Annotated in this window: 22 protein-coding genes; 8 read left to right on the top strand and 14 right to left on the bottom strand. The window is 66.1% G+C overall.

Annotated elements, in window-relative coordinates; translation table 11 throughout:
• The first annotated feature begins 85 nt into the window (after window positions 1–85).
• The gene (locus B133_RS0104995; protein ID WP_018599623.1) at window positions 86–1,045 is read left to right on the top strand and encodes a 5'-3' exonuclease; all 960 of its coding nucleotides are present in this window, start codon (window positions 86–88) and stop codon (window positions 1,043–1,045) included.
• A gap of 12 nt (window positions 1,046–1,057) precedes the next feature.
• Here B133_RS0104995 and B133_RS0104990 read toward each other — a convergent pair whose 3' ends face one another.
• The 7 genes from B133_RS0104990 to pafA form a co-directional block, all read right to left on the bottom strand.
• Window positions 1,058–1,879, bottom strand: coding sequence for a DUF4333 domain-containing protein (locus B133_RS0104990; protein WP_018599622.1), 822 nt, complete (start codon window positions 1,877–1,879; stop codon window positions 1,058–1,060).
• Window positions 1,880–1,915: 36 nt separating this feature from the next.
• Window positions 1,916–4,666: an RNA helicase gene (locus tag B133_RS0104985; protein WP_018599621.1), complete on the bottom strand. Its 2,751-nt coding sequence runs from the start codon at window positions 4,664–4,666 to the stop codon at window positions 1,916–1,918.
• Window positions 4,650–5,627: a twin-arginine translocase subunit TatC gene (gene tatC, locus B133_RS0104980; RefSeq protein ID WP_369751441.1), complete on the bottom strand. Its 978-nt coding sequence runs from the start codon at window positions 5,625–5,627 to the stop codon at window positions 4,650–4,652. The genes B133_RS0104985 and tatC overlap by 17 nt, the downstream gene beginning before the upstream one ends.
• An 84-nt stretch (window positions 5,628–5,711) precedes the next feature.
• Window positions 5,712–5,960 (bottom strand): Sec-independent protein translocase subunit TatA, encoded by a 249-nt coding sequence (tatA, locus tag B133_RS0104975; RefSeq protein WP_018599619.1) that lies wholly within the window; start codon window positions 5,958–5,960, stop codon window positions 5,712–5,714.
• 30 nt (window positions 5,961–5,990) lie between these two features.
• A complete protein-coding gene (locus B133_RS0104970) occupies window positions 5,991–6,947 on the bottom strand; it encodes a YafY family protein (protein ID WP_018599618.1) in 957 nt (318 codons plus the stop codon).
• Between the two features lie 31 nt (window positions 6,948–6,978).
• Window positions 6,979–7,968 (bottom strand): YafY family protein, encoded by a 990-nt coding sequence (locus B133_RS0104965; protein WP_018599617.1) that lies wholly within the window; start codon window positions 7,966–7,968, stop codon window positions 6,979–6,981.
• Window positions 7,969–8,011: 43 nt separating this feature from the next.
• A complete protein-coding gene (gene pafA, locus B133_RS0104960) occupies window positions 8,012–9,370 on the bottom strand; it encodes a Pup--protein ligase (RefSeq protein ID WP_018599616.1) in 1,359 nt (452 codons plus the stop codon).
• Window positions 9,371–9,507: 137 nt separating this feature from the next.
• Between pafA and B133_RS0104955 the strand changes: the two genes are divergently transcribed.
• On the top strand, window positions 9,508–10,377 hold the full coding sequence (locus tag B133_RS0104955) for an alpha/beta fold hydrolase (protein WP_026255981.1): 870 nt from the start codon (window positions 9,508–9,510) through the stop codon (window positions 10,375–10,377).
• Between the two features lie 9 nt (window positions 10,378–10,386).
• Here the strand turns inward: B133_RS0104955 and prcA are convergent, their stop codons facing one another.
• From prcA to dop, 4 genes are all read right to left on the bottom strand, one after another.
• Window positions 10,387–11,115: a proteasome subunit alpha gene (prcA, locus tag B133_RS0104950; protein ID WP_018599614.1), complete on the bottom strand. Its 729-nt coding sequence runs from the start codon at window positions 11,113–11,115 to the stop codon at window positions 10,387–10,389.
• A complete protein-coding gene (gene prcB, locus B133_RS0104945; protein ID WP_026255980.1) occupies window positions 11,115–11,963 on the bottom strand; it encodes a proteasome subunit beta in 849 nt (282 codons plus the stop codon). The genes prcA and prcB overlap by 1 nt, the downstream gene beginning before the upstream one ends.
• A complete protein-coding gene (locus B133_RS0104940) occupies window positions 11,960–12,154 on the bottom strand; it encodes a ubiquitin-like protein Pup (protein WP_019970159.1) in 195 nt (64 codons plus the stop codon). Before B133_RS0104940 ends, prcB begins: the two co-directional genes overlap by 4 nt.
• Before the next feature lie 96 nt (window positions 12,155–12,250).
• Window positions 12,251–13,747 carry a depupylase/deamidase Dop gene (gene dop / locus B133_RS0104935; RefSeq protein ID WP_018599611.1) on the bottom strand — a complete coding sequence of 499 codons (1,497 nt, stop codon included), beginning with the start codon at window positions 13,745–13,747 and terminating at the stop codon, window positions 12,251–12,253.
• Between the two features lie 70 nt (window positions 13,748–13,817).
• On the opposite strand from dop, the gene B133_RS0104930 reads away from it, so the two are divergent.
• Window positions 13,818–15,059 carry an amidohydrolase family protein gene (locus B133_RS0104930; RefSeq protein ID WP_018599610.1) on the top strand — a complete coding sequence of 414 codons (1,242 nt, stop codon included), beginning with the start codon at window positions 13,818–13,820 and terminating at the stop codon, window positions 15,057–15,059.
• Between the two features lie 102 nt (window positions 15,060–15,161).
• Window positions 15,162–16,298 (top strand): hypothetical protein, encoded by a 1,137-nt coding sequence (locus B133_RS0104920; protein ID WP_018599608.1) that lies wholly within the window; start codon window positions 15,162–15,164, stop codon window positions 16,296–16,298.
• A gap of 53 nt (window positions 16,299–16,351) precedes the next feature.
• Here B133_RS0104920 and arc read toward each other — a convergent pair whose 3' ends face one another.
• Entirely contained in the window at window positions 16,352–18,193 is a 1,842-nt protein-coding gene (gene arc, locus B133_RS0104915; protein WP_018599607.1) for a proteasome ATPase, read from the bottom strand.
• 146 nt (window positions 18,194–18,339) lie between these two features.
• On the opposite strand from arc, the gene B133_RS0104910 reads away from it, so the two are divergent.
• The 3 genes from B133_RS0104910 (at window position 18,340) to B133_RS0104900 (ending at window position 19,715) form a co-directional block, all read left to right on the top strand.
• Entirely contained in the window at window positions 18,340–18,843 is a 504-nt protein-coding gene (locus B133_RS0104910; protein ID WP_026255979.1) for a hypothetical protein, read from the top strand.
• Between the two features lie 76 nt (window positions 18,844–18,919).
• A complete protein-coding gene (locus B133_RS0104905; protein ID WP_232423259.1) occupies window positions 18,920–19,414 on the top strand; it encodes a hypothetical protein in 495 nt (164 codons plus the stop codon).
• Window positions 19,415–19,421: 7 nt separating this feature from the next.
• Window positions 19,422–19,715, top strand: a complete 294-nt coding sequence (locus tag B133_RS0104900) for a DUF503 domain-containing protein (protein ID WP_018599604.1) — start codon at window positions 19,422–19,424, stop codon at window positions 19,713–19,715.
• Between the two features lie 15 nt (window positions 19,716–19,730).
• Here the strand turns inward: B133_RS0104900 and B133_RS0104895 are convergent, their stop codons facing one another.
• A complete protein-coding gene (locus tag B133_RS0104895) occupies window positions 19,731–20,570 on the bottom strand; it encodes a tRNA (adenine-N1)-methyltransferase (RefSeq protein WP_026255977.1) in 840 nt (279 codons plus the stop codon).
• Between the two features lie 84 nt (window positions 20,571–20,654).
• Between B133_RS0104895 and B133_RS0104890 the strand changes: the two genes are divergently transcribed.
• Window positions 20,655–21,512 (top strand): RecB family exonuclease, encoded by an 858-nt coding sequence (locus B133_RS0104890; RefSeq protein WP_018599602.1) that lies wholly within the window; start codon window positions 20,655–20,657, stop codon window positions 21,510–21,512.
• 72 nt (window positions 21,513–21,584) lie between these two features.
• Here the strand turns inward: B133_RS0104890 and B133_RS0104885 are convergent, their stop codons facing one another.
• Window positions 21,585–24,092, bottom strand: coding sequence for a family 16 glycoside hydrolase (locus tag B133_RS0104885; protein ID WP_018599601.1), 2,508 nt, complete (start codon window positions 24,090–24,092; stop codon window positions 21,585–21,587).
• Window positions 24,093–24,125 lie beyond the last annotated feature (33 nt).

Genomic DNA, 24,125 nt, shown 5'->3' with positions numbered 1-24,125 from the left:
GGTGCTCGAGGCTACTGGGCGCTTGCCGACTGGCGAGGACCGTACCTCAGGCTAGTCTCGCTGGAATGTTGCTCCGGAGGATGTCATGACCGCACCTGTCCTGCTGCTCGATGGCGCCAGCATGTGGTTCCGCTCATTCTTCGGTGTCCCGTCGTCGATCACAGCACCCGACGGTCGACCGGTGAACGCGGTACGCGGCTTCCTGGACTCCATCGCCACGCTGGTGACAAACGAGCGACCATCGCGCCTGGTGGTGTGCCGCGACGACGACTGGCGGCCGCAGTGGCGCGTCGATCTGGTGCCCTCGTACAAGGCCCACCGGGTAGCCGAAGCCGAGCCGGACGGGATGCCGGACATCGAGGAAGTGCCCGATGAGCTGACCCCGCAGGTCGCCATGATCATGGAGTTGCTGGACGCGTTCGGGATCGCCACCGCCGGAGCGGCGGGCTACGAGGCCGACGACGTGCTGGGCACGCTGGCCACCCGCGAGCAGCACAATCCGGTCGTCGTGGTCAGCGGGGATCGCGATCTGCTGCAGTTGGTGCGCGACGAGCCGACTCCGCCGGTGCGGGTGCTCTACATCGGGCGCGGGCTCGCCAAGGCCACGAAGTTCGGGCCCGTCGAGGTTGCCGGGCAGTACGGGGTACCGGCCGACCGGGCCGGTGCGGCGTATGCCGAGCTGGCGTTGCTGCGTGGCGATCCGTCCGACGGTCTGCCCGGTGTGGCCGGGATCGGCGAGAAGACGGCCGCGGCCCTGCTGGCTCGGCACGGCTCGCTGGCGGCGATCCAGGCGGCCGCACACGACAACACGGTGCCGATGTCCAAGTCCCACCGCGCCAAACTGCTGGCCGCGGCCGACTACATCGCCGCGGCCGAGCCCGTGGTGCGCGTTGCGACTGATGCCCCTGTCACGATGTCCACCCCGACGGATGCGCTGCCACTGGCCGCCAAGGAGCCGGCCAAAGTTGCCGATCTGGCGGCGGCGTACGGGGTGACCTCGTCGATCAGCCGGTTGCAGACGGCACTGGACCGTCTACCCGGCTGAGCCGCAGACGAACTACTTGGGGCGGCCGACCTCGTAGGTGCCGTCATTGTTCTGGAAGGTCACCGTGACCTTGCGCTTGGTGCCGTCGACACTGACCTCGCAGGTGAAGGTGTCACCCTTCTTGACCTTGGGGTTCTTGCCGTCGTTGCAGTTGACGTCGGAAACACTCTTGTTGCCGTAACCGTTTTCCTCGTCGGTGAGGATCTTGGTCACGCCTTCCTGGGCCTTGTTGACGTCCAGTTCGGTGGTGACGAACCATCCCGGCTTCCAGAAGCCCAGCACGCCGACAGCGGCGAGCACCAGCACGACAAGGGCTCCGACGACACCGAGGACCACGCCGAGCGAGCGCTTGGACCCTTCTTCCGCACCCGGCGGGGTGTACTGGCCGAACTGACCCGGTTGCCCGAATTGCGGCTGCCCGTACTGACCGGGCTGGCCGAACTGACCGTACTGATCTGGTTGGCCCGGCTGACCGTACTGACCAGGCTGACCGAACTGACCGGGTTGGCCCGGCTGGCCAGGTTGGCCCGGCTGACCGAATTGGCCCGGCAGCGCGTAGGGCTGCTGCTGGCCGTACTGGTTGGTTGACGGGTACTGCGGCTGTGCGTACGCCGACTGGGACTGCTGATAGGCCGAGTAGTCCGGCTGCTGTTGCTGCGGCTGCTCGGGCTGTTGCGGATAGGCGGGCGGCTGCCAGGTCTGAGCGTGCGTGGTCGGCTCGTCGGAGCTGGCCGGCGGCTGCCACGCATCCGAGCCTGACGGCTGATCATTACCGGGCTCGGGCTGCTGACCGGGCCACTGCTGCGCCGGGTCAGATCCCTGCGGTCCGCTCATGACTCTCCTTGATCCCTATTCGCTGACGTCCACACCCTACCCCGCATCAACAGCCACGACGCCGCGCCGAACATCGTTGATAGCGCGTTTCGCGGTATTGCGCAGTGCCGGTGTGGGTGCAGCGTTTCGCACCTGGTCGAGCAGATCGAGCACCTGCCGACACCACCGTACGAAATCGCCTGCCGAAAGCGGTGAACCCGAACCGGTGACGTCGGAGGCGGCCAGCGCCGACGCCAGGTCGCCGGTGGTAGCCCAGCGGTACACCGCGGTGACGAACCCTTCGTCGGGTTCGCGGCTCGGCGCGATGCGATGCCGCCGCTCGTCGGCGCGCAGATCGGCTGAGAGCCGCCGGGTTTGGGCCAGCGCGCGCCGAAGACCGGAGGTCGGGATCTCGAACCCGGCGGGCACTCCGGGAGTATCACCGCGCGATTCGTAGAGCACGGCCGACAGCACGGCCGACAACTCGGCGGGCTGCAGACCCTCCCACAGACCACTCCGCAGGCATTCGGCCACCAGCAGGTCGCTTTCGCTGTAGATGCGTGCCAGCAACCGGCCGGTATCGGTCACCTTCGGTTCACCGGAATCGTTCTCGATGAACCCGCGCTCGCTGAGCAACGCGACGATCCGATCGAAGGTGCGGGCCAGGGAGTTCGTCGCCGCCGCAACCTTCTCCTGGATCTGGGCGTTGTCACGTTCGATGCGCAGATACCGCTCAGCGATGCGCATCATGGCTTCGCGGTCAGGAAGCTGATTCGCCGGATGCCGGCGCAGCTGCTCGCGGAGGCCGGCCAACTCCGGATCCACATCACGGTCGAGCGCGCTGCCGGAGCGTTTCGGCTTGCCCGACGGCACCGCCAACCCGGCTGCGGCCGACCTCAGCGCCGACGCCAGGTCGCGACGCACCCGGGGCTGGCGATGCTCGACGCGTTTGGGGAGCGCCATCGTGCCCAGTGGCGCCGAGGCGCCCGAGTAGTCCGACGACGAAATCCGGCCCGCCCAGTGATGTTCGGTGAGCACCAGCGGCTTTGGGTCATCGCTGTCGCGGTCGGGTTCGAGCACCACCGCCAAACCACCGCGCCGCCCGTGGGTGATGGTGATGATGTCCCCACGGCGCAGGCCTGCCAGCGCCTCGGTGGCTGCCTGCCGGCGCTGCAGCCGCGAGGCGCGTGACTGGGCACGTTCCCGCTCACCGATTTTCGCGCGCAGCCTCGCGTAGTCGAGGACCTCCGACTCATGCCCGTCCAGTTCGGTGGCCAGCTCGCTGAGCATCCGCTGGCCGCGGGCGACGCCGCGGACCAGACCCACCACAGAGCGGTCGGCCTGATACTGCGCGAAAGACCGCTCCAGCAGCTTGTGCGCCTGCTCGGGCCCCATGTGCTGAACCAGGTTGATGGTCATGTTGTACGACGGCGCGAAGGAACTGCGCAACGGGAAGGTTCGAGTGGACGCCAGGCCTGCGACCTCGGCGGGGTCGGCGGTGGTGTCGTCGGGGCGCCACAACACCACAGCGTGGCCCTCGACGTCGATGCCGCGCCGCCCCGCGCGTCCCGTGAGCTGGGTGTACTCTCCCGGCGTCAACGGTAGGTGCTGTTCGCCGTTGTACTTGACCAGCCGCTCCAGCACTACGGTGCGGGCCGGCATGTTGATCCCCAAAGCGAGTGTCTCGGTGGCGAATACCGCCTTGACCAGGCCCGCGGTGAACAACTCCTCCACAGTGTGGCGGAACGTCGGCAGCATGCCTGCGTGGTGGGCGGCCAGCCCGCGCAACAGGCCTTCGCGCCATTCGTGATAGTCGAGCACGACCAGGTCGGACTCCGCCAGGTCCGCGCAGCGCCGGTCCACCACCTCGGCGATACGGGCGCGTTGCTCGTCGGTGGTCAGCCGTAGCCGCGACCGCAGACACTGTTTGACCGCCGCATCACAACCCGCGCGCGAGAACACGAACGTGATCGCGGGCAACAGCCCCTCGGCGTCGAGGACGTCGATCACGTCCGGTCGGCTCGGCGGCCGGTACAGCTGCGGTGGCCGGCCCCGCACCCGCCCTCGTGGCTGCCAGTCCGCGAGCCGGTCGGCCTCGCGGCGATGGGCGATGTGCCGCACCAGTTCTGGATCCACTAGCGTGCGGTCGGAGCCGTCGAACAGGTCGAACAGGCGCTTGCCCACCATCATGTGCTGCGACAGCGGCACCGGCCGGTGCTCGTCGACGACGACGGTGGTGTCGCCGCGAACGGTCTGGATCCACCCGCCGAATTCTTCGGCGTTGCTCACCGTCGCCGAGAGACTGACCAACAACACCTCTTCCGGCAGGTGCAGGATCACCTCCTCCCACACCGCGCCGCGCATCCGGTCGGCCAGGAAGTGCACCTCGTCCATCACCACATAGGAAAGCCCATGTAGCGCAGACGAATTCGCGTACAGCATGTTACGTAGCACTTCGGTGGTCATCACCACCACGTCGGCATCACCGTTGATGGACTGATCGCCGGTGAGCAATCCGATCTTCTCCGCGCCGTACCGGGCGACCAGATCGTTGTGCTTCTGATTGCTCAGCGCCTTGATCGGGGTGGTGTAAAAGCACTTTCCACCAGCCGCGAGGGCCAGGTGCACGGCGAACTCGCCGACGACCGTCTTGCCGGCACCGGTGGGCGCGCAGACGAGGACTCCGTGACCGCTCTCCAATGCGCGGCAGGCGCGCACCTGAAAGTCATCGAGAACAAACGGGAGTTGCGCGGTGAATGCGGCCAGCTCGTCAGGAGTTGCGCCGCCCGGCTCAGGTCGCGTCGTCATCGATGCTGAACCTGGTGGGTCGCGACGCCGGTGGCATCTTCGGGGCCGCAGCTGTCGGCGCCGGCGCAGATACCGGAGCCGGCGGCTCGATCGGTTCGGCAGTGCCGATCGGTGCGGCCTCGTCGTCGTCCACCTCGGCTTCGGCCAACCGCGCCTTGCGCCGGTCGTGGACCCGGGCGATCTGGATGGCCAGCTCCAGCAGCAGCGTCAGCGCACAGGCCAGTGCCAACATCGTGAACGGGTCTGATCCGGGTGTGGCAAAGGCGGCGAAGACGAACAGGCCGAAGATGAGCCCGCGCCGCCATGCCTTGAGCTTTGCGTAGCTGAGCACTCCGACGAGGTTGAGCATGATGATCAGCAACGGGAACTCGAAGCTGATACCGAACACGAGCAGCAGATTGATCAGGAACCCGAAGTACTGGTCGCCGGACAGCGCGGTCACCTGAACGTCGCTGCCGACGGTCAGCAGGAAGCCCAACGCCTTGGCCAGCACGACGTAGGCCAGCACCGCACCGGTGACGAATAGCGCCGCACCGAAGCCGACGAAGGCCATCGCGAACCGGCGTTCCTTCTTGTACAGCCCGGGCGTGATGAACGCCCACATCTGATAGAGCCACACCGGGCAGGAGATCACCGCACCGGCAGCGAGCGCGACCTTCAGACGCAACATGAACTGGTCGAAAGGCGCGGTGGCGAGCAGTCGGCATTCGTCGTTGGGCGCAATGGCCGCCCGGGACGAGGCTGGCAGCGCACAGTACGGACCGCGCAGCCATTCGCCCAGGCTGTGCAGCCCGAAAATGCCGTGGGTGTACCAGAAGAACCCGAAGATCATCGCGACGATGACCGCCGCGACAGAAATCAGCAGCCGGGACCGCAACTCGGTGAGATGGTCGACCAGCGACATGGTGCCATCGGGATTGACCCGCGAACGGCGACGGCGGGGATCGAGTTTTCTGAACATGCCGGAGGTCTGCACAGATGTGAAGTGGGGTCGGAGACGCAACCTACCGACGCGGTCGGAAACCGCGATCAGGATCGGGCCGCGTCAGGCCGTGTGTCGGTCCGGGGACTGTTCGGGCGCGGGCGCAGCCACGTCGGCGCGTTCGGACGCAATCGGCCTGGCCGGCGGAGCATCCTCCGACCTGGACTCAGACTGCATCTCCTTGATCTCCGACTTGAAGATCCGCATCGACTTACCCAGCGAACGCGCCGCGTCGGGAAGCTTCTTCGCACCGAACAGCAGCACGAACACCGCGATCACGATGATCCAGTGCCAGGGTTGTAGTCCACCCAATTTGGTTACCTCCAGACGTCTTCGCCGAGTCTACCCGCCGGCATCCACCGCGTCGTAGACGTGCAGCGCTGCGGCTGCCGCAGCACTGACCTGCCGCGCCAATGACCCGGGCGCCAACACCCGCACCGCGGAACCGAAGCCCAGCACGAACCTGGCCATCCAGTCCTCGGAAGCGAAGGTCATGGCCGCCTCGACCGCGCCGTCGGGCAGCTCGGTCACCACCCGCAGCGGGTAGTAGTCGAACATCCAGGAGGCCGACGGGGCGATACGCAGCGTGGCGGCCGGCAGCGCCGGATCGGCGTCGAACAGGGATGTATCCGGGCCGGCCTGCACGGCCGGCGGAGGCGGCTCCGAGGCCTCCTTGAGGAGCTTCGCGTCGACGATGCGATCCAAGCGGAACAGCCGCACCGCCTCGGCACTGCGGCACCAAGCCTCCAGATAGCTGTTGTCCCCGACCAGGGCTACCCGGATAGGGTCCACCGTGCGGGTGGTCAGCGAATCGCGTGACGCCGAGTAGTACTCCAGCGTCACCGCGCGGCCGTCGCGGACCGCGGCCCGCACTGTCGCGGCCGCCTCGCTCTCGGTCGGTGCAGGGTCCTCGATGGCAGCTAGTTGAGCACCGGCAGCCGACTCGATCTTGGCGATCGCACTGCGCGCGGCCTCCGGGTCGACCATGCCCGGGACATCGACGAGTGCCCGCAGCGCCACCAGGATCACCGTGGCCTCTGTGGAGGTCAACCGCAGCGGCTGATCCACGCCGGCAGAGAACGTCACCTCGATTGTGTCGTCGGTGAAGTCGAAATCGATCAGATCACCGGGGCTGTAACCGGGCAACCCACACATCCACAGTTGCTCGAGGTCGGCATCGAGCTGCTTGCGGCTGACGCCAAGGGCTTCGGCCGCTTCCGCCCGCGTGACCTTGGGGTTCGCCTGGAAATACGGAACCATGTTGAGCAGGCGGACCAGGCGGACCGACACCTGACTCATGCGCGATCCGCCTTCGGCTCCTCGCTGAAGCTCATGCGCGATCCGCCTGCGCCCGCAGCCTGTCCACCACGTCGTCGCGCAACGCCGAGGGTTCCAGCGCCACAGCGTCGGCGCCGTAGCTCGCGATCTCACGGGCGAGCCGGTCATGCATGCCGAGTTCGACGGTGATCTCCTCCCCCGCACGCCCGCCCAGAGCACGCGGCGTGGTCGTGATGGCCTGCCGGCGCAACGCGGTCGCCCGCCCCCCGGCGACCCACACCCGGGCCCGTTCCCCGGTGGGCACGTCGGCGACGACGCGCCGCACGATCTCCCGCACGTTGACGCCTTCGGGTTTGTGCACCGCGCCGGCGTCTCCGATCAAGGTGACGTCGGAACCGATCCTCGACAGGCGGAACGTACGGGTGTCATCACGGTCGCGGTCGTGCCCGACGAGATACCAACGGCCTCGGTAGGTGACGACACCCCACGGCTCGACGGTGCGGGTGGTGTAGCCCGCGGTGCGCGACGGCCGGTGTTCGAATTGCACGACGTGACCGGAGTCGATGGCGGACAACAGGATTCGCAGCACGTGCTCGGATCCGCGCAGGCCGGGCAATACCGCGGTCGAGGTGATCGCGGCACCCGCGCCGTCGGCATCGACCTCTACCCCGGCAGCACGCAGTTTCAGCAGCGCCCCCTGGGTCGCGGTGACCAGCTCCGGCGACTGCCACAGCTGCGTAGCGACGGCGACGGCAGTGGCCTCGTCACCCGTCAGTTGAACGGGAGGCAACGCGTAGGCATCGCGGTTGATCCGATAGCCCTCGGTCGGGTCGAATTTCGACACCCGGCCGGTCTCCAGCGGGATGCCGAGATCACGCAACTCGTTCTTGTCGCGCTCGAACATCCGGGAGAACGCTTCGTCACTGGGGCTGTCGGCGTACCCGGCCACACTTGCACGAATCTTCTCCGCGGGCAGGAACGTTCGAGTCGACAGCAGTGCGATGACGAGATTCATCAACCGCTCGACCTTGGATGTCGCCACAGCAAGGAGTTTAGGGGGCAACTGGGAGGGATCCGCGAACCGATCACATGCTGGCGATGAGCCGCTTGACCCGCTCGTCGACCGACCGGAACGGGTCCTTGCACAGCACGGTGCGCTGCGCCTGATCGTTGAGCTTGAGGTGCACCCAATCGACGGTGAAGTCTCGTCCGGCTTCCTGCGCAGCGCTGATGAACTCACCGCGCAGCTTGGCCCGCGTCGTCTGCGGCGGCGTGTTGACCGCGGCGTCGATCTCCTCGTCGGTGGTGACCCGGGCGACCAGCCCCTTGCGCTGCAGCAGGTCGAACACGCCACGCCCACGCTTGATGTCGTGGTAGGCCAGGTCGAGCTGGCTGATCTTCGGGTCGGACAGCTCCATGTTGTAGCGATCCTGGTAGCGCTGGAACAGCTTGCGCTTGATCACCCAGTCGATCTCGGTGTCGACCTTGGCGAAGTCCTGGCTCTCGACCGCGTCGAGCTGGCGGCCCCACAAGTCCACCACCTGTTCGATCTGGGTGTTGGTTTCGCGCGTCTGGAGATACTCCACCGCACGGCTGAAGTACTCGCGCTGAATGTCCAGTGCACTGGCCTGCCGACCGCCGGCCAGCCGCACCGGACGCTTGCCGGTCAGATCGTGACTGACCTCGCGGATCGCCCGGATCGGGTTGTCCAGGGAAAAGTCGCGGAACGGCACACCAGCCTCGATCATCTCCAGCACCAGCGATGCGGTGCCCACCTTGAGCATGGTGGTGGCCTCACACATGTTGGAGTCACCGACGATGACGTGCAGCCGCCGGTACTTCTCGGCGTCGGCGTGCGGCTCGTCGCGGGTGTTGATGATCGGCCGCGACCGGGTGGTAGCGCTCGAGACACCTTCCCAGATGTGCTCGGCCCGCTGCGACAAGCAGAAGGTGGCGGCCTTCGGCGTTTGCAGCACCTTGCCGGCGCCGCAGATCAGCTGGCGCGTCACCAGGAACGGCAACAGCACATCGGCGATCCGGGAGAACTCGCCGGCGCGCACGATGAGGTAGTTCTCGTGGCAGCCGTAGGAGTTGCCCGCCGAGTCGGTGTTGTTCTTGAACAGATAGATGTCACCGCCGATGCCCTCGTCGGTGAGCCGCTGCTCGGCGTCGATCAGCAGGTCCTCCAGTACGCGCTCACCGGCACGGTCGTGGGTGACCAGCTGAACGAGGTTGTCGCATTCGGCGGTCGCGTACTCGGGGTGACTGCCCACATCCAGATATAGGCGAGCACCGTTGCGGAGGAAGACGTTGGAACTGCGGCCCCACGACACAACTCGCCGGAACAGATAGCGAGCAACCTCGTCGGGGCTGAGCCGGCGATGGCCATGGAACGTGCAGGTCACACCGAATTCCGTCTCGATGCCCATGATTCGTCGCTGCACACTATCGAGCTTACGGGGTAGCTCCCAGTATCGGTTGGCAACGTACGGTCGCGTCGACAGATGCTTAGCCTCGGTGAGATACCCCAACCTTTCCCAACCTGGCCCACAAGGCCGGGGCGTCGGATCAGAATTAACCGATGTCCTCGCGCAGCGCTCCGGTGGACGGATTCCGATTGGCGTTCGATCGGCGCGGCATCGCGGGCGGGCCGCCCGTGGTGCTGCTGCACGGCTGGCCGGGCAACCGGCGGGATTACCGCAAGGTGGTGCCGCTGCTGACCGACGTGGCCGACGTGATCGTGCCCGACCTGCGCGGATTCGGCGGCTCCGACAAGCACGCGGTGGCCGTGCAGCACTTTTACAGCGCCACCGCCCAGGCCGCCAGTGTGGTCGGCCTGATCCATGAATTAGGCGTGCACGAGGTCATTCTGGCCGGCTACGACGTCGGCAGCCGGGTGGCACAGAGTGTGGCCCGCATGCACCCCCACCTCGCGAAGGCACTCGTCCTCTCCCCTCCGCTGCCCGGCGCAGGTGACCGGGTACTCAGCCCGCACGCCCAGCACGAGTTCTGGTATCAGGCGTTTCACCAGTTGCCGATCGCCGAGCGGCTGATCGACGGGAACCCCGAGACTGTCCGGGAGTACCTGCGCCACTTCTGGAACCATTGGTCAGGGCCGGGATTCACGGTCACCGACGACGATCTGGACCGACTCGTCGCCGACTACGCACTGCCTGGAGCATTCGTCGCCTCGCTGGGCTGGTACCGCGCCGGAGCAGGCACCGTCGCCCAGTCGTTGACCGAACTGCCGCCGGATCGGGCCGTCAAGATCCACGCCCACACCGATGTGCTGTGGCCAGAGCACGATCCACTGTTCCCGACAGCCTGGGCCGACCGTCTCGACGACTACTTCCTCGACGTGCAGTTGCACACGGCCGACGGCGTAGGACATTTCACACCGCTCGAGTGCCCCGAGAAGTTCGCCGAACTGATCCGCGGCATCATCGGCTGAGCGAGACGGTTACTTGGCCGGTGCGGTGTCCGGATCCGGTTCGGGCAGCAGGCTTTCCAGAGCGGGTCCGACGATCCGCCGGAAGCAACGGCGGGGCCGTTTGGCATCGAGGACCGCCACCTCGAGTGTGGACGGGCCGAGTTTGCGTGGCTCGGATCCCTCGGCCCCGGCACTGAGCGCCTCGACGGCGATCTTCACGGCGGCTGCCAGATCGGCGTTCTCGGTGTAGGACTCGCTGAGCTTGTTCACGATCGGCTCGGTGGTACCACCCATCACCACGTAGTGCGGTTCGTCGGCGATCGACCCGTCGTACGTGATCCGGTAGAGCTCAGGCGCTTTCGTCTCACCGTAGTGGGCAACCTCGGCCACACATAGCTCGACCTCGAACGGCTTGGGCTGCTCGGTGAAGATGGTGCCGAGAGTTTGGGCATACACGTTGGCCAATTGGCGGCCGGTGACGTCGCGCCGGTCGTAGGCGTAGCCACGGGTGTCGGCGTACTGGATGCCGCCTACGCGTAGCTTGTCGAATTCGCTGAATCGGCCCACAGCGGCGAAGCCGACCCGGTCGTACAGCTCGCTGACCTTCTGCAGGGAGCGTGACGGGTTCTCCGCGACGAACAGCACCCCGCTGTCGTAGGCCAGCACGACCACGCTGCGGCCGCGGGCAATACCCTTGCGGGCCAGCTCGGACCGCTCACGCATCGCCTGCTCAGGCGAGATGAAGTACGGGAAGCTCATCAGCCGTCACCTCTCGTTGCGGTGCGACTTTCGATCACCTCGCGGGCCAATTCGGCGATGCGCGCCTCGGGGATCTCTTCAGCACCCTCGGCTCCGATGGTCACCGCGGTCGGGTAGATACCACGCACGAGATCCGGCCCGCCGGTGGCCGAATCGTCGTCGGCGGCATCGTAAAGCGCCTCAATAGCCACCTTGAGCGCCGAATCGGCGTCGGTGACCGTGGGATAGAGCTTCTTGATCGATGACTTGGCGAACAACGAACCCGAGCCCACCGACTGGTAGCCCTCTTCCTCGATGTTCCAGCCGCCGGCGGCGTCGAACGACACGATGCGGCCGGCATTGACCGGATCGGAGTCGTTGACGTCATAGCCGACGAGCAACGGCAACGCCACGAAACCCTGAAGTGCCGCACCGAGATTGCCGCGCACCATGGTCGCCAGGCGGTTCACCTTGCCGCGGAAGGTCAGCGGCACACCCTCGACCTTCTCGTAGTGCTCGAGCTCGACGGCGTAGAGCCTGGCGAACTCGACGGCGATAGCGGCGGTACCCGCGATGCCCGTGGCGGTGTAATCGTCCGCGATGTGCACCTTCTCCACGTCACGGCTGGCGATCATGTTGCCCTGCGTGGCCCGCCTGTCACCGGCGATGACAACACCGCCGGGATACTTGATCGCGACGATGGTCGTGCCGTGCGGCAGAGCGCTGGTCGGGACGGGGCCGCCGGCGATGTGGTGAACCGGTAGCAGATCTGGGGTCTGACGACGCAACAGATCCGAGAAGGACGAGAGGTCCGCTGTTATAGCTGGTGTTCCAGGGAGGGATGAGGACAGGTTTTCGCGCCAGATCACTGGCCGCCCTTTTGGACGTACGCGCGCACGAAGTCCTCGGCGTTCTCCTCCAGCACATCGTCGATCTCATCCAGCAGGTCGTCGGTTTCCTCGGTCAGCTTCTCGCGACGCTCCTGGCCTGCGGCCGTTGTGCCGGGGACATCATCGTCGTCACCGCCGCCACCGCCACGCTTGGTCTGCTCCTGAGCCATCGCTGCCTCCTGCATTGTCATCGACTGGCGCAATACCGCCTGCCGGTACTTTCCACACTACCGGTCAATACCCGGATTGCCCGGGATGGCGACCCGTCAGGTTGTGAGCTGTTCGACCAATTCCGCGGCGCTGTCCACCGAGTCCAGCAACGCCCCGACGTGCGCTTTGCTGCCGCGCAGTGGTTCCAGGGTTGGAATCCGTACGAGCGAATCACCGCCGAGATCGAAGATCACCGAATCCCAACTCGCCGCGGCGATGTCGGCACCGAAGCGACGCAGGCACTCCCCGCGGAAGTAGGCGCGGGTGTCGGTCGGTGGGTTGTCGACCGCTTCGATGACCTGCTGCTCGGTAACGAGCCGCTTCATGGAGCCGCGCGCGACCAGCCGGTTGTAGAGACCCTTCTCTAGCCGGACGTCGGAGTACTGCAGGTCCACCAGGTGTAATCGCGGTGCCGACCAGCTCAGGTTCTCCCGGCGACGGAAGCCTTCCAGCAGCCGTAGCTTGGCCGGCCAGTCGAGGATTTCGGCGCATTCCATGGGGTCACGCTCAAGCAGGTCGAGCACCCGGGCCCAGGTGTCGACGACGTGGCTGGCCCGCGGATCCGGGTCGCGGCTGTCCACCAGTTTGGCCACCCGGTCCAGGTACATGCGCTGCAGCGCGAGCGCCGTGACCTCGCGCCCGTCGGCGAGCGCGACGGTGGCTCGCAGCGACGGGTCACGGCTGATCACATGGACCGCGTGCACCGGGCGGGCCAACGCCAGGTCGGAGAGGTCGATCCCCTCTTCGATGAGGTCCAGCACCAGCGAGCTGGTGCCGACCTTGAGGTAGGTCGAGGTCTCCGCGAGGTTGGCGTCGCCGATGATGACGTGCAGCCTGCGGTACTTGTCGGCGTCGGCGTGCGGCTCGTCGCGAGTGTTGATGATGCCGCGCTTGAGCGTGGTCTCCAGGCCGACCTCGACCTCGATGTAGTCGGCCCGCTGGGACAGCTGGAAGCCCGGCTCGTCGCCCGACGACCCGATACCGACACGACCGGAACCGGTCACCACCTGGCGCGACACCAGGAACGGGGTGAACCCCGCAATCACCGCGGAGAACGGGGTATGGCGGCTCATCAAGTAGTTCTCGTGCGAGCCGTACGACGCACCCTTGCCGTCGACGTTGTTCTTGTAGAGCTGCAGCTTGGCGGCACCGGGAACGCTGGCGACGTGGCGCGCGGCGGCTTCCATGACCCGCTCACCGGCCTTGTCCCAGATCACCGCATCCATCGGGTCGGTGACCTCGGGCGCGGAGTACTCCGGGTGGGCGTGGTCGACGTAGAGCCGCGCGCCGTTGGTGAGGATCATGTTGGCCGCACCGACCTCGTCGGCGTCCACGATCGGCGGCGGGCCGGACGGGCGAGAGAGATCGAACCCACGAGCGTCGCGCAGCGGGGATTCGACCTCGTAGTCCCACCGCGTGCGCTTGGCCCGCTGGATACCGGCAGCCGCTGCGTACGCCAGCACCGCCTGGGTCGATGTCAGGATCGGGTTGGCGGTCGGGTCCGACGGCGACGAGATGCCGTACTCGACCTCCGTCCCGATAATCCTCTGCATAGACCCACCCTAACGATCGCGGCGCGGACAGTTGCGCCCTGCCTGCGGACTTGGTGAAGTTAGCCACACCATGACCAACTTCCTGCTGCACAACGCCACCTTGATCGATGGCACCGGCACCGATCCGATTCCCGACGCGACCGTTGTCGTCGAGGGCACCACGATCACCTGGGCCGGTCCCACCGCCGATGCGCAGCCGGCCCCGGTGCCCGCCGACGCGGTGCGCGTCGACCTCGGCGGCAACACGGTCTGTCCCGGCTTCTTCGACTGCCATGTGCATCTGAGCCTGCCCGGCCCCGCCGGCAACCTGCTCGACATCGCCCTGCACCCGCCGTCCTACCGGCACTTCCAGCTGCTCGAGCGGATGAAGGTGACCCTGCAGAACGGAGTGACCACGGTGCGCGACCTGATGGGTGTGGACCCCGGAGTGCGCGACGCGGTTGCCGACGGGCTGATCGAGGGACCGCGGCTGCTGGTGGCGATCAACCTGATCAGCCAAACCTGTGGCCATGCCGACGTCCACCTGCCCTCGGGGCTGGACCTCACCCCGTATGTGGGCGGGGTTTTGGTTGACTCGGTGGACGCGGCGCGCAAAACCGCGCGGGAACTGATCCGGCAGGGTGCCGACGTGCTCAAGGTCGCCTCCAGCGGCGGCATCACCTCCCCCAACGACGACCCGTCCTACCTGGGCATGCGACGCGAGATGATCGCCGCGGTCGTCGAGGAGGGACAGAACTACGGCGGCCGGCCGGTGGCCGCGCACGCCCAGGCCCCGACCGGGATCCGCGCGGCGGTCGAGGCCGGGGTGCACAGCATCGAACACGGCTACGACCTTGATGACGAGCTGCGACAGCAGATGGTCGAGCGCGGCATCTTCCTGGTGCCGACACTGCTGGAGACCATGGAGCCGGTCACCGCGACGCCCGCCGGGGCCGCCAAGAGCGCGAAATGGCATGCGCTGGCCCATGATTCGATCGCCGCATCCGCCGAGGCCGGAATCAAGATCGCGGTGGGCACGGATGCGGGCCTGACGCCGGCGCACGGCTCCAACCTGAAGGAACTGGGTCTGCTGGTCAAGTTCGGTGGCCTGAGCCCGATGCAGGCGATCGTGGCCGGCACCCGCACCTCGGCCGAACTGTGCGGGGTGGCCGACACTCTCGGCACCGTGGAGGCGGGCAAGACCGCCGACCTCGTCGTCGTCCGCGGCAACCCACTTGACGACATCGACATCGTCGGCGATCCGGCAAATATCCTGCTGGTGGTCAAGGACGGCCGAACGGTGGGCAATCGTGGCGGATTCGCAGTCGCCTAGCCGCGTCGCGGCCGACGTGGCGACCACGGTCGAGGACGACGACCGGCGGCTACCCCTGGTGGCGCGCAACAGGTACCGCCACTACGTCGCCTCGAGGGCGCAATGAGTTCGGACCGTCTGGCCGCCGAACGCTGGTTCCTGCGGCACGGCCTGCCCTTCGTGCTACGCCCAGGTGTGTTGCTGCAGCGGATCTGGTCGCGATCGGCTCCCGCGTTGGCGGCGTTGGCGGTGCTGGCGGCCAACTCCATCCTGATCGTCGCGGCGACCGGCAAGCACACTATCGACATCGACGGAACACCCACCCGCACCGAATGGTTCATCCTGGCGATGGTGGTGCTGGTCATTCCGGTCGCCGCGGCGGTGGGCTGGTTGGTGTCGCGGCTGACCGATCGGCGGGCGCGCGGCGCGATCTCAGCGGGCGCACTAACAGTGGCGGCCCTCAGCGCGGTGTTCGGTGGGCCGAGCGCGCTGATCTACGTCGACGCGATCCTCGACATCATGATCGTCGCAATCATATTCCTGTGCACGGCAACGGGAATCGGCGCGATCCTGGGCTGGGCAACCCGGATGACGCTCGAGAATTTGGCGTCGATCGGCGCACTGCTGGTGCGTGCCCTGCCGGTGATGCTGCTGACCGTCCTGGTGTTCTTCAACGGCCCGGTCTGGACCATGGCCTCGACCGTGAGCCGGGCCCGGCTGTGGCTGGCGCTGCTGTTCCTGCTGGGTATCGCCACATCATTTCTGGTGTCGAGCACGCGCAGCCGCGTCCTGCCGATCCTGCAACCGGACGCCAAACGTGCCGAGGACACCGAAGAACTCGTCGGCACGCCCTTCGAGAACATGCCGGATCGGCCGCGCCGGGTCGAACTCTCGCGGGCCGAACGGCTCAACGTGATGTTCGTGCTCGCGCTGTCGCAGGTGGTTCAGGTGTTGACGGTGGCCGTGGCAACCGGGCTGTTGTTCTTCGTGTTCGGCCTGATCCTGATAAGCCCGGAACTGTTGGGCGCCTTGACCAATGGCAGCCCCGGCGACGGGCAGATCCTCGGTATGACGCTGCCGGTTCCGCAGGCGCTCATCCAGATCACCCTGTTTCTGACCGCGCTGACCTTCATGTACCTGTCCGCGCGCGCCGTCGGCGACAAAGAGTACCGGGCACAGTTTCTGGATCCGCTCATCGAGGATCTGCGGGTGACCCTGACCGCCCGCGACCGCTACCGAACCGCGACGGCGGCGCGGTGAGCCTGGCCGGCCGCGACGCCTAGCTGGACCGGCAGGGTGCCCGATGACCCGGACTACAGGTACTGACCCAGGTTGGATTCGGTGTCGATGGCCCTGCTGGCCGACGAACTCTTCCCGGTGACCAGCGTGCGGATGTACACGATCCGCTCGCCCTTCTTGCCCGAGATCCGGGCCCAGTCATCGGGATTGGTGGTGTTGGGCAGGTCCTCGTTCTCGGCGAATTCGTCCACGATCGAGTCGAGCAGATGCTGGATACGCAGACCGGGTTGACCGGTCTCCAGCACCGCCTTGATCGCGTTCTTCTTCGCCCGATCCACCACGTTCTGGATCATCGCACCGGAGTTGAAGTCCTTGAAGTACATGACTTCTTTGTCACCGTTGGCGTAGGTGACCTCCAGGAACCGGTTGTCGTCGATCTCGGCGTACATCCGGTCGACGACCTTCTCGATCATGGCCTTGACGCAGGCGGCGCGATCGCCACCGAACTCGGTCAGATCGTCGGCGTGAACCGGCAGGTCCTCGGTGAGGTACTTGCTGAAGATGTCCTGCGCCGACTCGGCGTCCGGGCGCTCGATCTTGATCTTCACGTCCAGGCGGCCTGGCCGCAGGATCGCCGGGTCGATCATGTCCTCACGGTTGGAGGCGCCGATCACGATGACATTCTCCAGACCCTCGACACCGTCGATCTCCGAAAGCAGCTGGGGCACAACGGTTGTCTCGACATCCGAGCTGACGCCGGTACCGCGGGTGCGGAAGATCGAGTCCATCTCGTCGAAGAACACGATCACCGGGGTGCCTTCGGAAGCCTTCTCGCGGGCCCGCTGGAAGATCAACCGGATATGCCGTTCGGTCTCACCGACGAACTTGTTCAGCAGCTCGGGGCCCTTGATGTTGAGGAAATAGCTCTTCGCCTCGCGGGCGTCGTCGCCGCGCACCTCCGCCATCTTCTTGGCCAGCGAGTTGGCAACGGCTTTGGCGATCAGCGTCTTACCGCAGCCGGGCGGACCGTAGAGCAGCACGCCCTTCGGCGGACGCAGCGCGTACTCCTTGTAGAGCTCCTTGTGCAGGAACGGCAGCTCGACGGCATCACGGATCTGCTCGATCTGCCTACTCAGACCACCGATGTCGAGGTAGCTGACATCAGGCACCTCTTCCAGCACCAGATCCTCGACCTCGGCCTTGGGGATGCGTTCGAACGCATAGCCGGCCTTCGTGTCGACCAGCAGCGAGTCGCCAGGACGCAACTTGCGCGGCCGGCCGTCGTCGAGCAATACACCCGAATCTTCAGGCAGCTCGCTGGCGGCCACCAGCGGCTCGGCGAGCCACACGATGCGCTCCTCGTCGGCGTGACCGACCACCAGGGCGCGGTGTCCGTCGGCCAGGATCTCGCGCAGCATGCTGATCTCGCCGACTGCTTCGAAGCTGCCGGCCTCGACGACCGTCAGGGCCTCGTTGAGCCGAACCGTCTGACCTTGCTTGAGCTTGGCCGTGTCGATGTTGGGTGAGCAGGTCAACCGCATCTTGCGACCGGAGGTGAACACGTCGGCGGTGTCGTCGTCATGAGTGGACAGCAGCACGCCGTACCCGCTCGGCGGTTGGCCGAGTCGGTCGACCTCCTCGCGCAGTGCAAGTAGCTGCTGACGAGCTTCTTTGAGGGTGTCCATCAACTTGGCGTTGCGTGCGGCCAACGAATCGATCCGTGCCTCGAGCTGATGCACGTCACGGGCACTGCGCAAACCGCTCTGGGGGCCTACCGCGTTTTCCAGTTGCTCGCGCAGCACTGCGGCCTCCCGGCGCAACGACTCCAGCTCGGCGGTTTCTTCGCTGGACCGGGGCCCCGAGTAACTACCCGGGAAACCCTCGGTGTAACCGTCCGAACGCTCTGCCTCGCTCATCTTGCGCTCCCTCCCGCACCGGAAGTTGGTGCAGTAACAACTTCAACGCTACCGGCGATTCAGCCTTTGTGTGTGGTCTAGGAACTCGACACACCATCACCACTGTTAGCCTCTATCTCGGAGTTGGTCCGATCGAAAGGAATGTCGTGACCCTGAAAACCCTCGTTACCGGCTTTGTCGCAGTTGCAGGAGCAGCCGCTGTCGTGGGTGGCGCCGCGGCAGGTGTGACTTCCATTGCATCCAGCACTCTCTCGTCCGCGCCGGCCGTACAGCCGGTCGTATTCGATGCACCGCTGCCGCAGGCCCCGGCTCCTGAGCTACAGAGTGCACTGACCCAGACCCTGCAGGCGCTGGCCACCGGTGGTTCCTTCAGCGGCAAGGCCCCCTACATCCAGGGCGGCATCGGCCGGGTCGAGAGCATCGCCGCCGACCGCGCTTACAACCGGGCCGCTGCCGAAGGTAAGTTCCCGCTGACGTTCAGCGTTGCCAACATTGACAACGAAGGCGGCGTTGCCACCGCCGACGTCACCGCGACGTCGAACCTTGGGGGAACGGCCACCCAGAACATCCAGTTCATCGCCGGGCCGAGCCCCACCGGCTGGCAAATCTCCAGGGCATCGGCCCTGAACCTACTGACGTCGGTCAACTAGCGGTTAGTTGTTCCGAACCCGTTGGTCCTCCTCGCGTGCGGGCACCCGCATCGCGGTCCTGAGTGCCGCCACGTGTGTGGCGGCACTTGGGCTGTCTGGGTGCGGTCACGACGCACGACCGACGGCCACGCCGACCATCCCGGTGATCACCTCACTGACCACCCCGGCTCCCCCGCCCGCTGCGCCCCTGCCGGCGCCGGACGCCCTCACCGGGGTGCTGTACCGGCTGGCGGACGTCAACGTCCCCGGCGCCAACAAGGTTGGCCTCGTAGAGCATTCGACGGCCGACGACGCAGCCGCACTGGACAAGTTCGGCCAGGCCCTGGCCGATGACGGCTTCACCCCGTTGAACTTCGAGGCCAAGGATCTCGCCTGGTCACAATCCGAACCGGGCAACGTGGTCGCCACCATCACGGTCACCGCACCGTCGTCCAAAGACCCCGGCAAGCAATTCAGTTTCCCGATGGAGTTCACCCCGCACGGCACCGACTGGCTGCTGACCAGGCGCACCGCCGACATGCTGCTGGACCTGGGCCGCAGCGCCAGTCCGGTGCCGGCCCCGACCCCTTGAATCCCGTATGTGGATCGGCTGGCTGGAATTCGATCTGCTGCTCGGTGACGTCCATTCGCTCAAGCAGAAGCGGTCGGTGATCCGACCCATCGTCGCCGAGTTGCGGCGCAGGTTCGCGGTGTCGGCCGCCGAGACCGGTGCCCACGAGCTGCACCGCCGCGCCGGGATCGGCATCGCGGTGGTCGCCGGGGACCGCGCACACGTGGTCGAGGTGCTCGACGCCGCAGAGCGGCTCGTCGCGGCCCGTCCGGAAGTGGAGCTGCTGTCCGTCCGCCGCGGTGTGAGCAACAGCGACGACTGACCGTCAGACTTCCGGTTAGACGCTGCCGCCGAGCTGACGCTTGCGCCGCAGCGGCATCGGCGCCACCGCGCCCGGCGCCAATTTGCGCACACTGACCAGAAACGCCGTATGCCCGCGCATGGTGTGTTGCGGACGCACCGCCAGGCCCACCACATGCCAGCCCCGCTGCATGCTCTCCCACGCGCGCGGTTCGGTCCAGCATTGCTGCTCGCGCAACGCCTCTACGACGCGGGAGAGCTGGGTGACGGTCGCGACGTAGATCATCAGGACACCCCCGGCCACCAGCGCCTGCGAAACGGTGGGCAGCACTTCCCACGGAGCCAGCATGTCCAGCACCACGCGGTCCACCTCCGGCCCGCTGTAGTCCGAGAGATCGGCGATGACCAGGTCCCAGTTTCCTGGCCGCTCGCCGAAGAACGTGATGACGTTGCGTTCGGCATGCACGGCATGGTCGTCGCGGATCTCGTAGGAGATCACCGTGCCTTCAGGCCCGACGGCCCGCAGCAGAGAACACGTCAGCGCGCCCGAACCGGCACCCGCCTCCAACACCCGTGCACCCGGGAAGATGTCGCCCTCGTGCACGATCTGGGCGGCGTCCTTCGGGTAGATCACCTGAGCACCGCGTGGCATCGACATCACATAGTCGACCAGGAGCGGGCGCAGCACCAGAAACTGGTCGCCGTTTGTGGATTTGACGACACTGCCCTCCGGCAGGCCGATCACCGCGTCGAGCGCGATGATCCCGCGGTGGGTGTGGAATTCACCGCCCGGTGTCAGCACCATCGTGTAGTGCCTTCCCTTGGCATCGGTGAGCTGCACACGGTCACCCACGGCGAACGGTCCGGTCCTTGGCACGGTCACTCAGCCTGCCAGCACGGCCGCCGCGCCGAGTGCGCGGGTTGCCGCAACATTGTCGGTGCCCGGTCATAGGCTGCCGATATGAGTGAGGTGACGGTGGCAACAACGCTTGCCGCACCGGCGCGCAGGCCGGCACTCTCACCATCACGGGCGGGCGATTTCAAGCGTTGTCCGCTGCTGTACCGCTTCCGGGCCATCGACCGGCTACCGGAGCCCCATTCACCCGCCCAACTGCGCGGATCGCTCGTCCACGCGGCCTTGGAGCAGCTCTACGGACTACCCGCGGCCGAGCGGGTGCAGGACACCGCGCTCGCGCTCGTCGAACCGGCATGGACACAGGTGGTGGCCGCTGAGCCGGAACTGGCCGACATGGCATCCCCGGCCCTGTTCGAGGAGGCCCGGAGGCTGCTGTCGGGTTACTACCGGCTGGAGGATCCGACCCACTTCGACCCGGACAGCTGCGAGCTGCGCGTCGAGGTCGAGCTGACCGACGGCACGCTGCTGCGCGGATTCGTCGACCGTGTCGACATCGCGCCGACCGGTGAGCTACGCGTGGTGGACTACAAGACCGGTAAGGCGCCGCCGGAGACACGGACCATGGCCGAGTTCAAGGCGATGTTCCAGATGAAGTTCTATGCAGTCGCGTTGCTGCGGTCACGCAACGTGATGCCGGCTCGGCTACGGCTGGTGTACCTCGCCGACGGCCAGGTACTCGACTATTCTCCCGACGCCGACGAGCTGCTCCGCTTCGAGCGGACCCTGATGGCGATCTGGCGTGCCATCCAAACCGCAGGTGCCACAGGAGATTTCCGGCCCAACCCGTCACGGCTCTGCTCGTGGTGTGCACATCAGGCACTGTGCCCCGCATTCGGTGGCACGCCGCCCCCATACCCGGGCTGGCCCCAGCCCTTGCCGACTCCGACGGAGCCGGCCGCGTGATCGGCTGCCACTATCGTCGGCTTCGTGCCCGAGGGTTCCCCCGTGGACACGACACAAGCACCGTCGCGTCGGTTAGATCTCGCGAATACGGATGTTGCGGAACTGAACAACGTCGGTATGGCACTGAAGGCCGATGGCGCCTGCACCAACGAGGTGGGCAGGCAAATGCGCCTGCCGCACCACTTGCTCACCGTTCAACCACACGTTGATGCGGTCTTCGTTGACCGCAATCTCGAAGGCGTTCCAATATCCTTCCGAGAACCTCGGGCTGACGGCCTTCGACGCCCAACGCGTCGCGGGTGCGATTCCGTATACCGCGCCCGTCTTGTGCAGGCTGCTGCCGTAGACCACCCGGGGCTCGCGGGTGGCGTCGAAGTCTTTGCCCGTCTCGTCGATCTGAATCTCGATGCTGTTGGCGTAGACCTGGCTCAGGTTTCCGTCGGCGACTTCCGGCATCCGCAGGAATATTCCGCCATTGGCTCTGATGTCGAAAGCCTTCCAGTCCAGCCGAAGGACGAAATTGCGGAAGGTTTCGCGCGTGCGGACGAACCCCAGCCTGCTTTCCGCTCCGACAGTGCCGCATTCAACGATGCCCAGACCCGGCAGAGCCTGAATGGTGCCCTCGCCGAAGTGATCCCATTGATCGAGGGTTCCGTCGAAGATCGACACAAAGCCGTCTTCGAGCGGCGCGGTCGGAGCCGACGTGAATCTCGAAAGGATATGCGTTGCAACCAAATTGCCGAATGCGAGTCCGGTAGGAACGGGGTTCGCAGAGCCGACGGTTGGAAAGATCGCCTGGTCGACGCAGAATACGTTGCTCACATGGTGTAAGTGTCCGTGCACGTCCGTCACCGAACTGTCGGGATGTTCGCCAAGCCACAGCGTGCCGCTCTCGTGGTAGGTCGTCCCTACTCCGTCCTCGTGGCCGCCGATGAACTGTAAGTCGTTGTCGGTTGTGGACCGTGCCGCCGCAGCAGGCTTGTTCACCAACGCGGCGGCAAACGCGAACGCGGCCTCCGTCTGAGCCGCCCGCACGGCCGCATCCGTTTCTCGTTCGATAATTGTCACGAAAACCTTTGGGACGCGAATCTCGTCGCCGCATTCGTCGTAATAGACATCGTCACCCGCGCCACCGTGCGGGTTCACCGAGATGAAACTCGAATCCCGCTGACTGAAATCGGCATTCTGGTCGCCGAACGTCTCACCGCAGGTTCTGATGCCGACGACGATCCAGTCATCCATATCCGTGCTGGAGATCGCCTGCTCGACCTCGTTGAGGTCCTCGACGTTGGGAATCAGGCGGTACAGAAACTCCTCGTAGTTTCGGCTGTCGTTGTTGCTGCGCACGGCATATAACTGAAAATGGAAGCGGCCCAATCGATTAACAGGTGGACCGATTGGCAATCGACCCCCGACATGCAGCGCGCTTGTGCCAAGGACCGAGGTCGACGGCAACTGCAGGGCGCTCTTGCGGACCCGCCACGAATAGTTCCCGCGGACGTGAACCATCAAGTTCTTGCCCGTCAGATCCGGCCCTAGCTCGCGGGGCTTCGGGAAGGAGTTCAGCGCAAGACGTGTCGAGTTGATGGCGTTGCCGGCAAGGCACACCATCGCGCCTCCGGAGAGGCCGAACCGTACGATGCGCCGAACCATACCGGGGTTATTCACATCTCTCGACGGTTCGCGAACGGCCAACACGAGCGTCGTCGCACAGCCTTCCGCGGTGTCGATGCGCACAACTTCTGTGTTGGGGACCAGGAATAGGAAGCGGTTGGCGTTGGACCCGCCCGAGCTCTCCGCGTCTTCGCGGATCGAGTCGAGCAGCAGCGGGAGGCTACTGAATTTGCCCATGGACAGCAGCCCCGATTCGAATCCCTCGGCGTGGACCGCGATCGGCGCCTCGACTACCCCCGTCAGGTGCGGAACCACCCCGTCGCCGACGATACGCTGCGTCACCGACAGCAGATGGTCCATCAGCGGCCCGTGAATGTAGTCGGTGGTGATGTCGGTTCCGATCTGCCGCGCGACTTCGTCGTAGCCCTCGGGCGAGAGTAGGAAGTCCCGGACCTCCCGAGGCCATTGCGCCAGGTCGTCCTGCTGGTCGTCGTTCATCAGCGGCGGCGCCCAGCCGCCCCAGAAGAGGGACTTGCCTCCGACGCATCGGTGGTGGGGGACGATCCCTTGAAGCGGCCCTCCCGCGTAGTTGATCTGACTCAGAAACGACTGGTTCTCGTCAACGGCAGGCCTGTTGACGAGCTCGAAGAACGGTCCGACCCGGGTCAGATTCTGGAAGTGCTCCGAGATCAGGAACGGGCCTGCCTCGAGCACCAGCACTCTGGGCCTGCGTTCCAGCGGACGGCGTCGTGCACGCTCGTAGATCTTGGCTGCGGTGAACGCGCCATACATCCCGGACCCGATCACGATCACGTCGAACTCGAAATCGCCCTGCCGTTGCGCATCGGCTACCTCGTCGATCGTGTTGCACACGAACCGGGAGAAGGCATCCAGCGCGAAGGTGGTCTCCTGCACGTCCTCGTGTCCGTCGAAGCCACGACCGGAGTCGGCAAGTTGTGTCAGCACGTCACGAATTCCTCCCGGGCACGGCGACTACGG

The organism is Mycobacterium sp. 155 (genome assembly GCF_000373905.1).
Lineage (GTDB): Bacteria > Actinomycetota > Actinomycetes > Mycobacteriales > Mycobacteriaceae > Mycobacterium.
Note: the sequence above shows the minus strand (reverse complement) of the source record. Positions and strands in the feature narration are given on the sequence as shown.

Excerpts from the sequence above, each read along its gene's own strand:
- B133_RS0104995 (WP_018599623.1), top strand. The coding sequence starts at position 86 with ATGACCGCACCTGTCCTGCTGCTCGATGGCGCCAGCATGTGGTTCCGC.
- B133_RS0104990 (WP_018599622.1), bottom strand. The coding sequence starts at position 1,879 with ATGAGCGGACCGCAGGGATCTGACCCGGCGCAGCAGTGGCCCGGTCAG.
- B133_RS0104985 (WP_018599621.1), bottom strand. The coding sequence starts at position 4,666 with ATGACGACGCGACCTGAGCCGGGCGGCGCAACTCCTGACGAGCTGGCC.
- tatC (WP_369751441.1), bottom strand. The coding sequence starts at position 5,627 with ATGTTCAGAAAACTCGATCCCCGCCGTCGCCGTTCGCGGGTCAATCCC.
- B133_RS0104970 (WP_018599618.1), bottom strand. The coding sequence starts at position 6,947 with ATGAGTCAGGTGTCGGTCCGCCTGGTCCGCCTGCTCAACATGGTTCCG.
- B133_RS0104955 (WP_026255981.1), top strand. The coding sequence starts at position 9,508 with ATGTCCTCGCGCAGCGCTCCGGTGGACGGATTCCGATTGGCGTTCGAT.
- prcA (WP_018599614.1), bottom strand. The coding sequence starts at position 11,115 with ATGAGCTTCCCGTACTTCATCTCGCCTGAGCAGGCGATGCGTGAGCGG.
- B133_RS0104940 (WP_019970159.1), bottom strand. The coding sequence starts at position 12,154 with ATGGCTCAGGAGCAGACCAAGCGTGGCGGTGGCGGCGGTGACGACGAT.
- dop (WP_018599611.1), bottom strand. The coding sequence starts at position 13,747 with ATGCAGAGGATTATCGGGACGGAGGTCGAGTACGGCATCTCGTCGCCG.
- B133_RS0104930 (WP_018599610.1), top strand. The coding sequence starts at position 13,818 with ATGACCAACTTCCTGCTGCACAACGCCACCTTGATCGATGGCACCGGC.
- B133_RS0104920 (WP_018599608.1), top strand. The coding sequence starts at position 15,162 with ATGAGTTCGGACCGTCTGGCCGCCGAACGCTGGTTCCTGCGGCACGGC.
- arc (WP_018599607.1), bottom strand. The coding sequence starts at position 18,193 with ATGAGCGAGGCAGAGCGTTCGGACGGTTACACCGAGGGTTTCCCGGGT.
- B133_RS0104900 (WP_018599604.1), top strand. The coding sequence starts at position 19,422 with ATGTGGATCGGCTGGCTGGAATTCGATCTGCTGCTCGGTGACGTCCAT.
- B133_RS0104890 (WP_018599602.1), top strand. The coding sequence starts at position 20,655 with ATGAGTGAGGTGACGGTGGCAACAACGCTTGCCGCACCGGCGCGCAGG.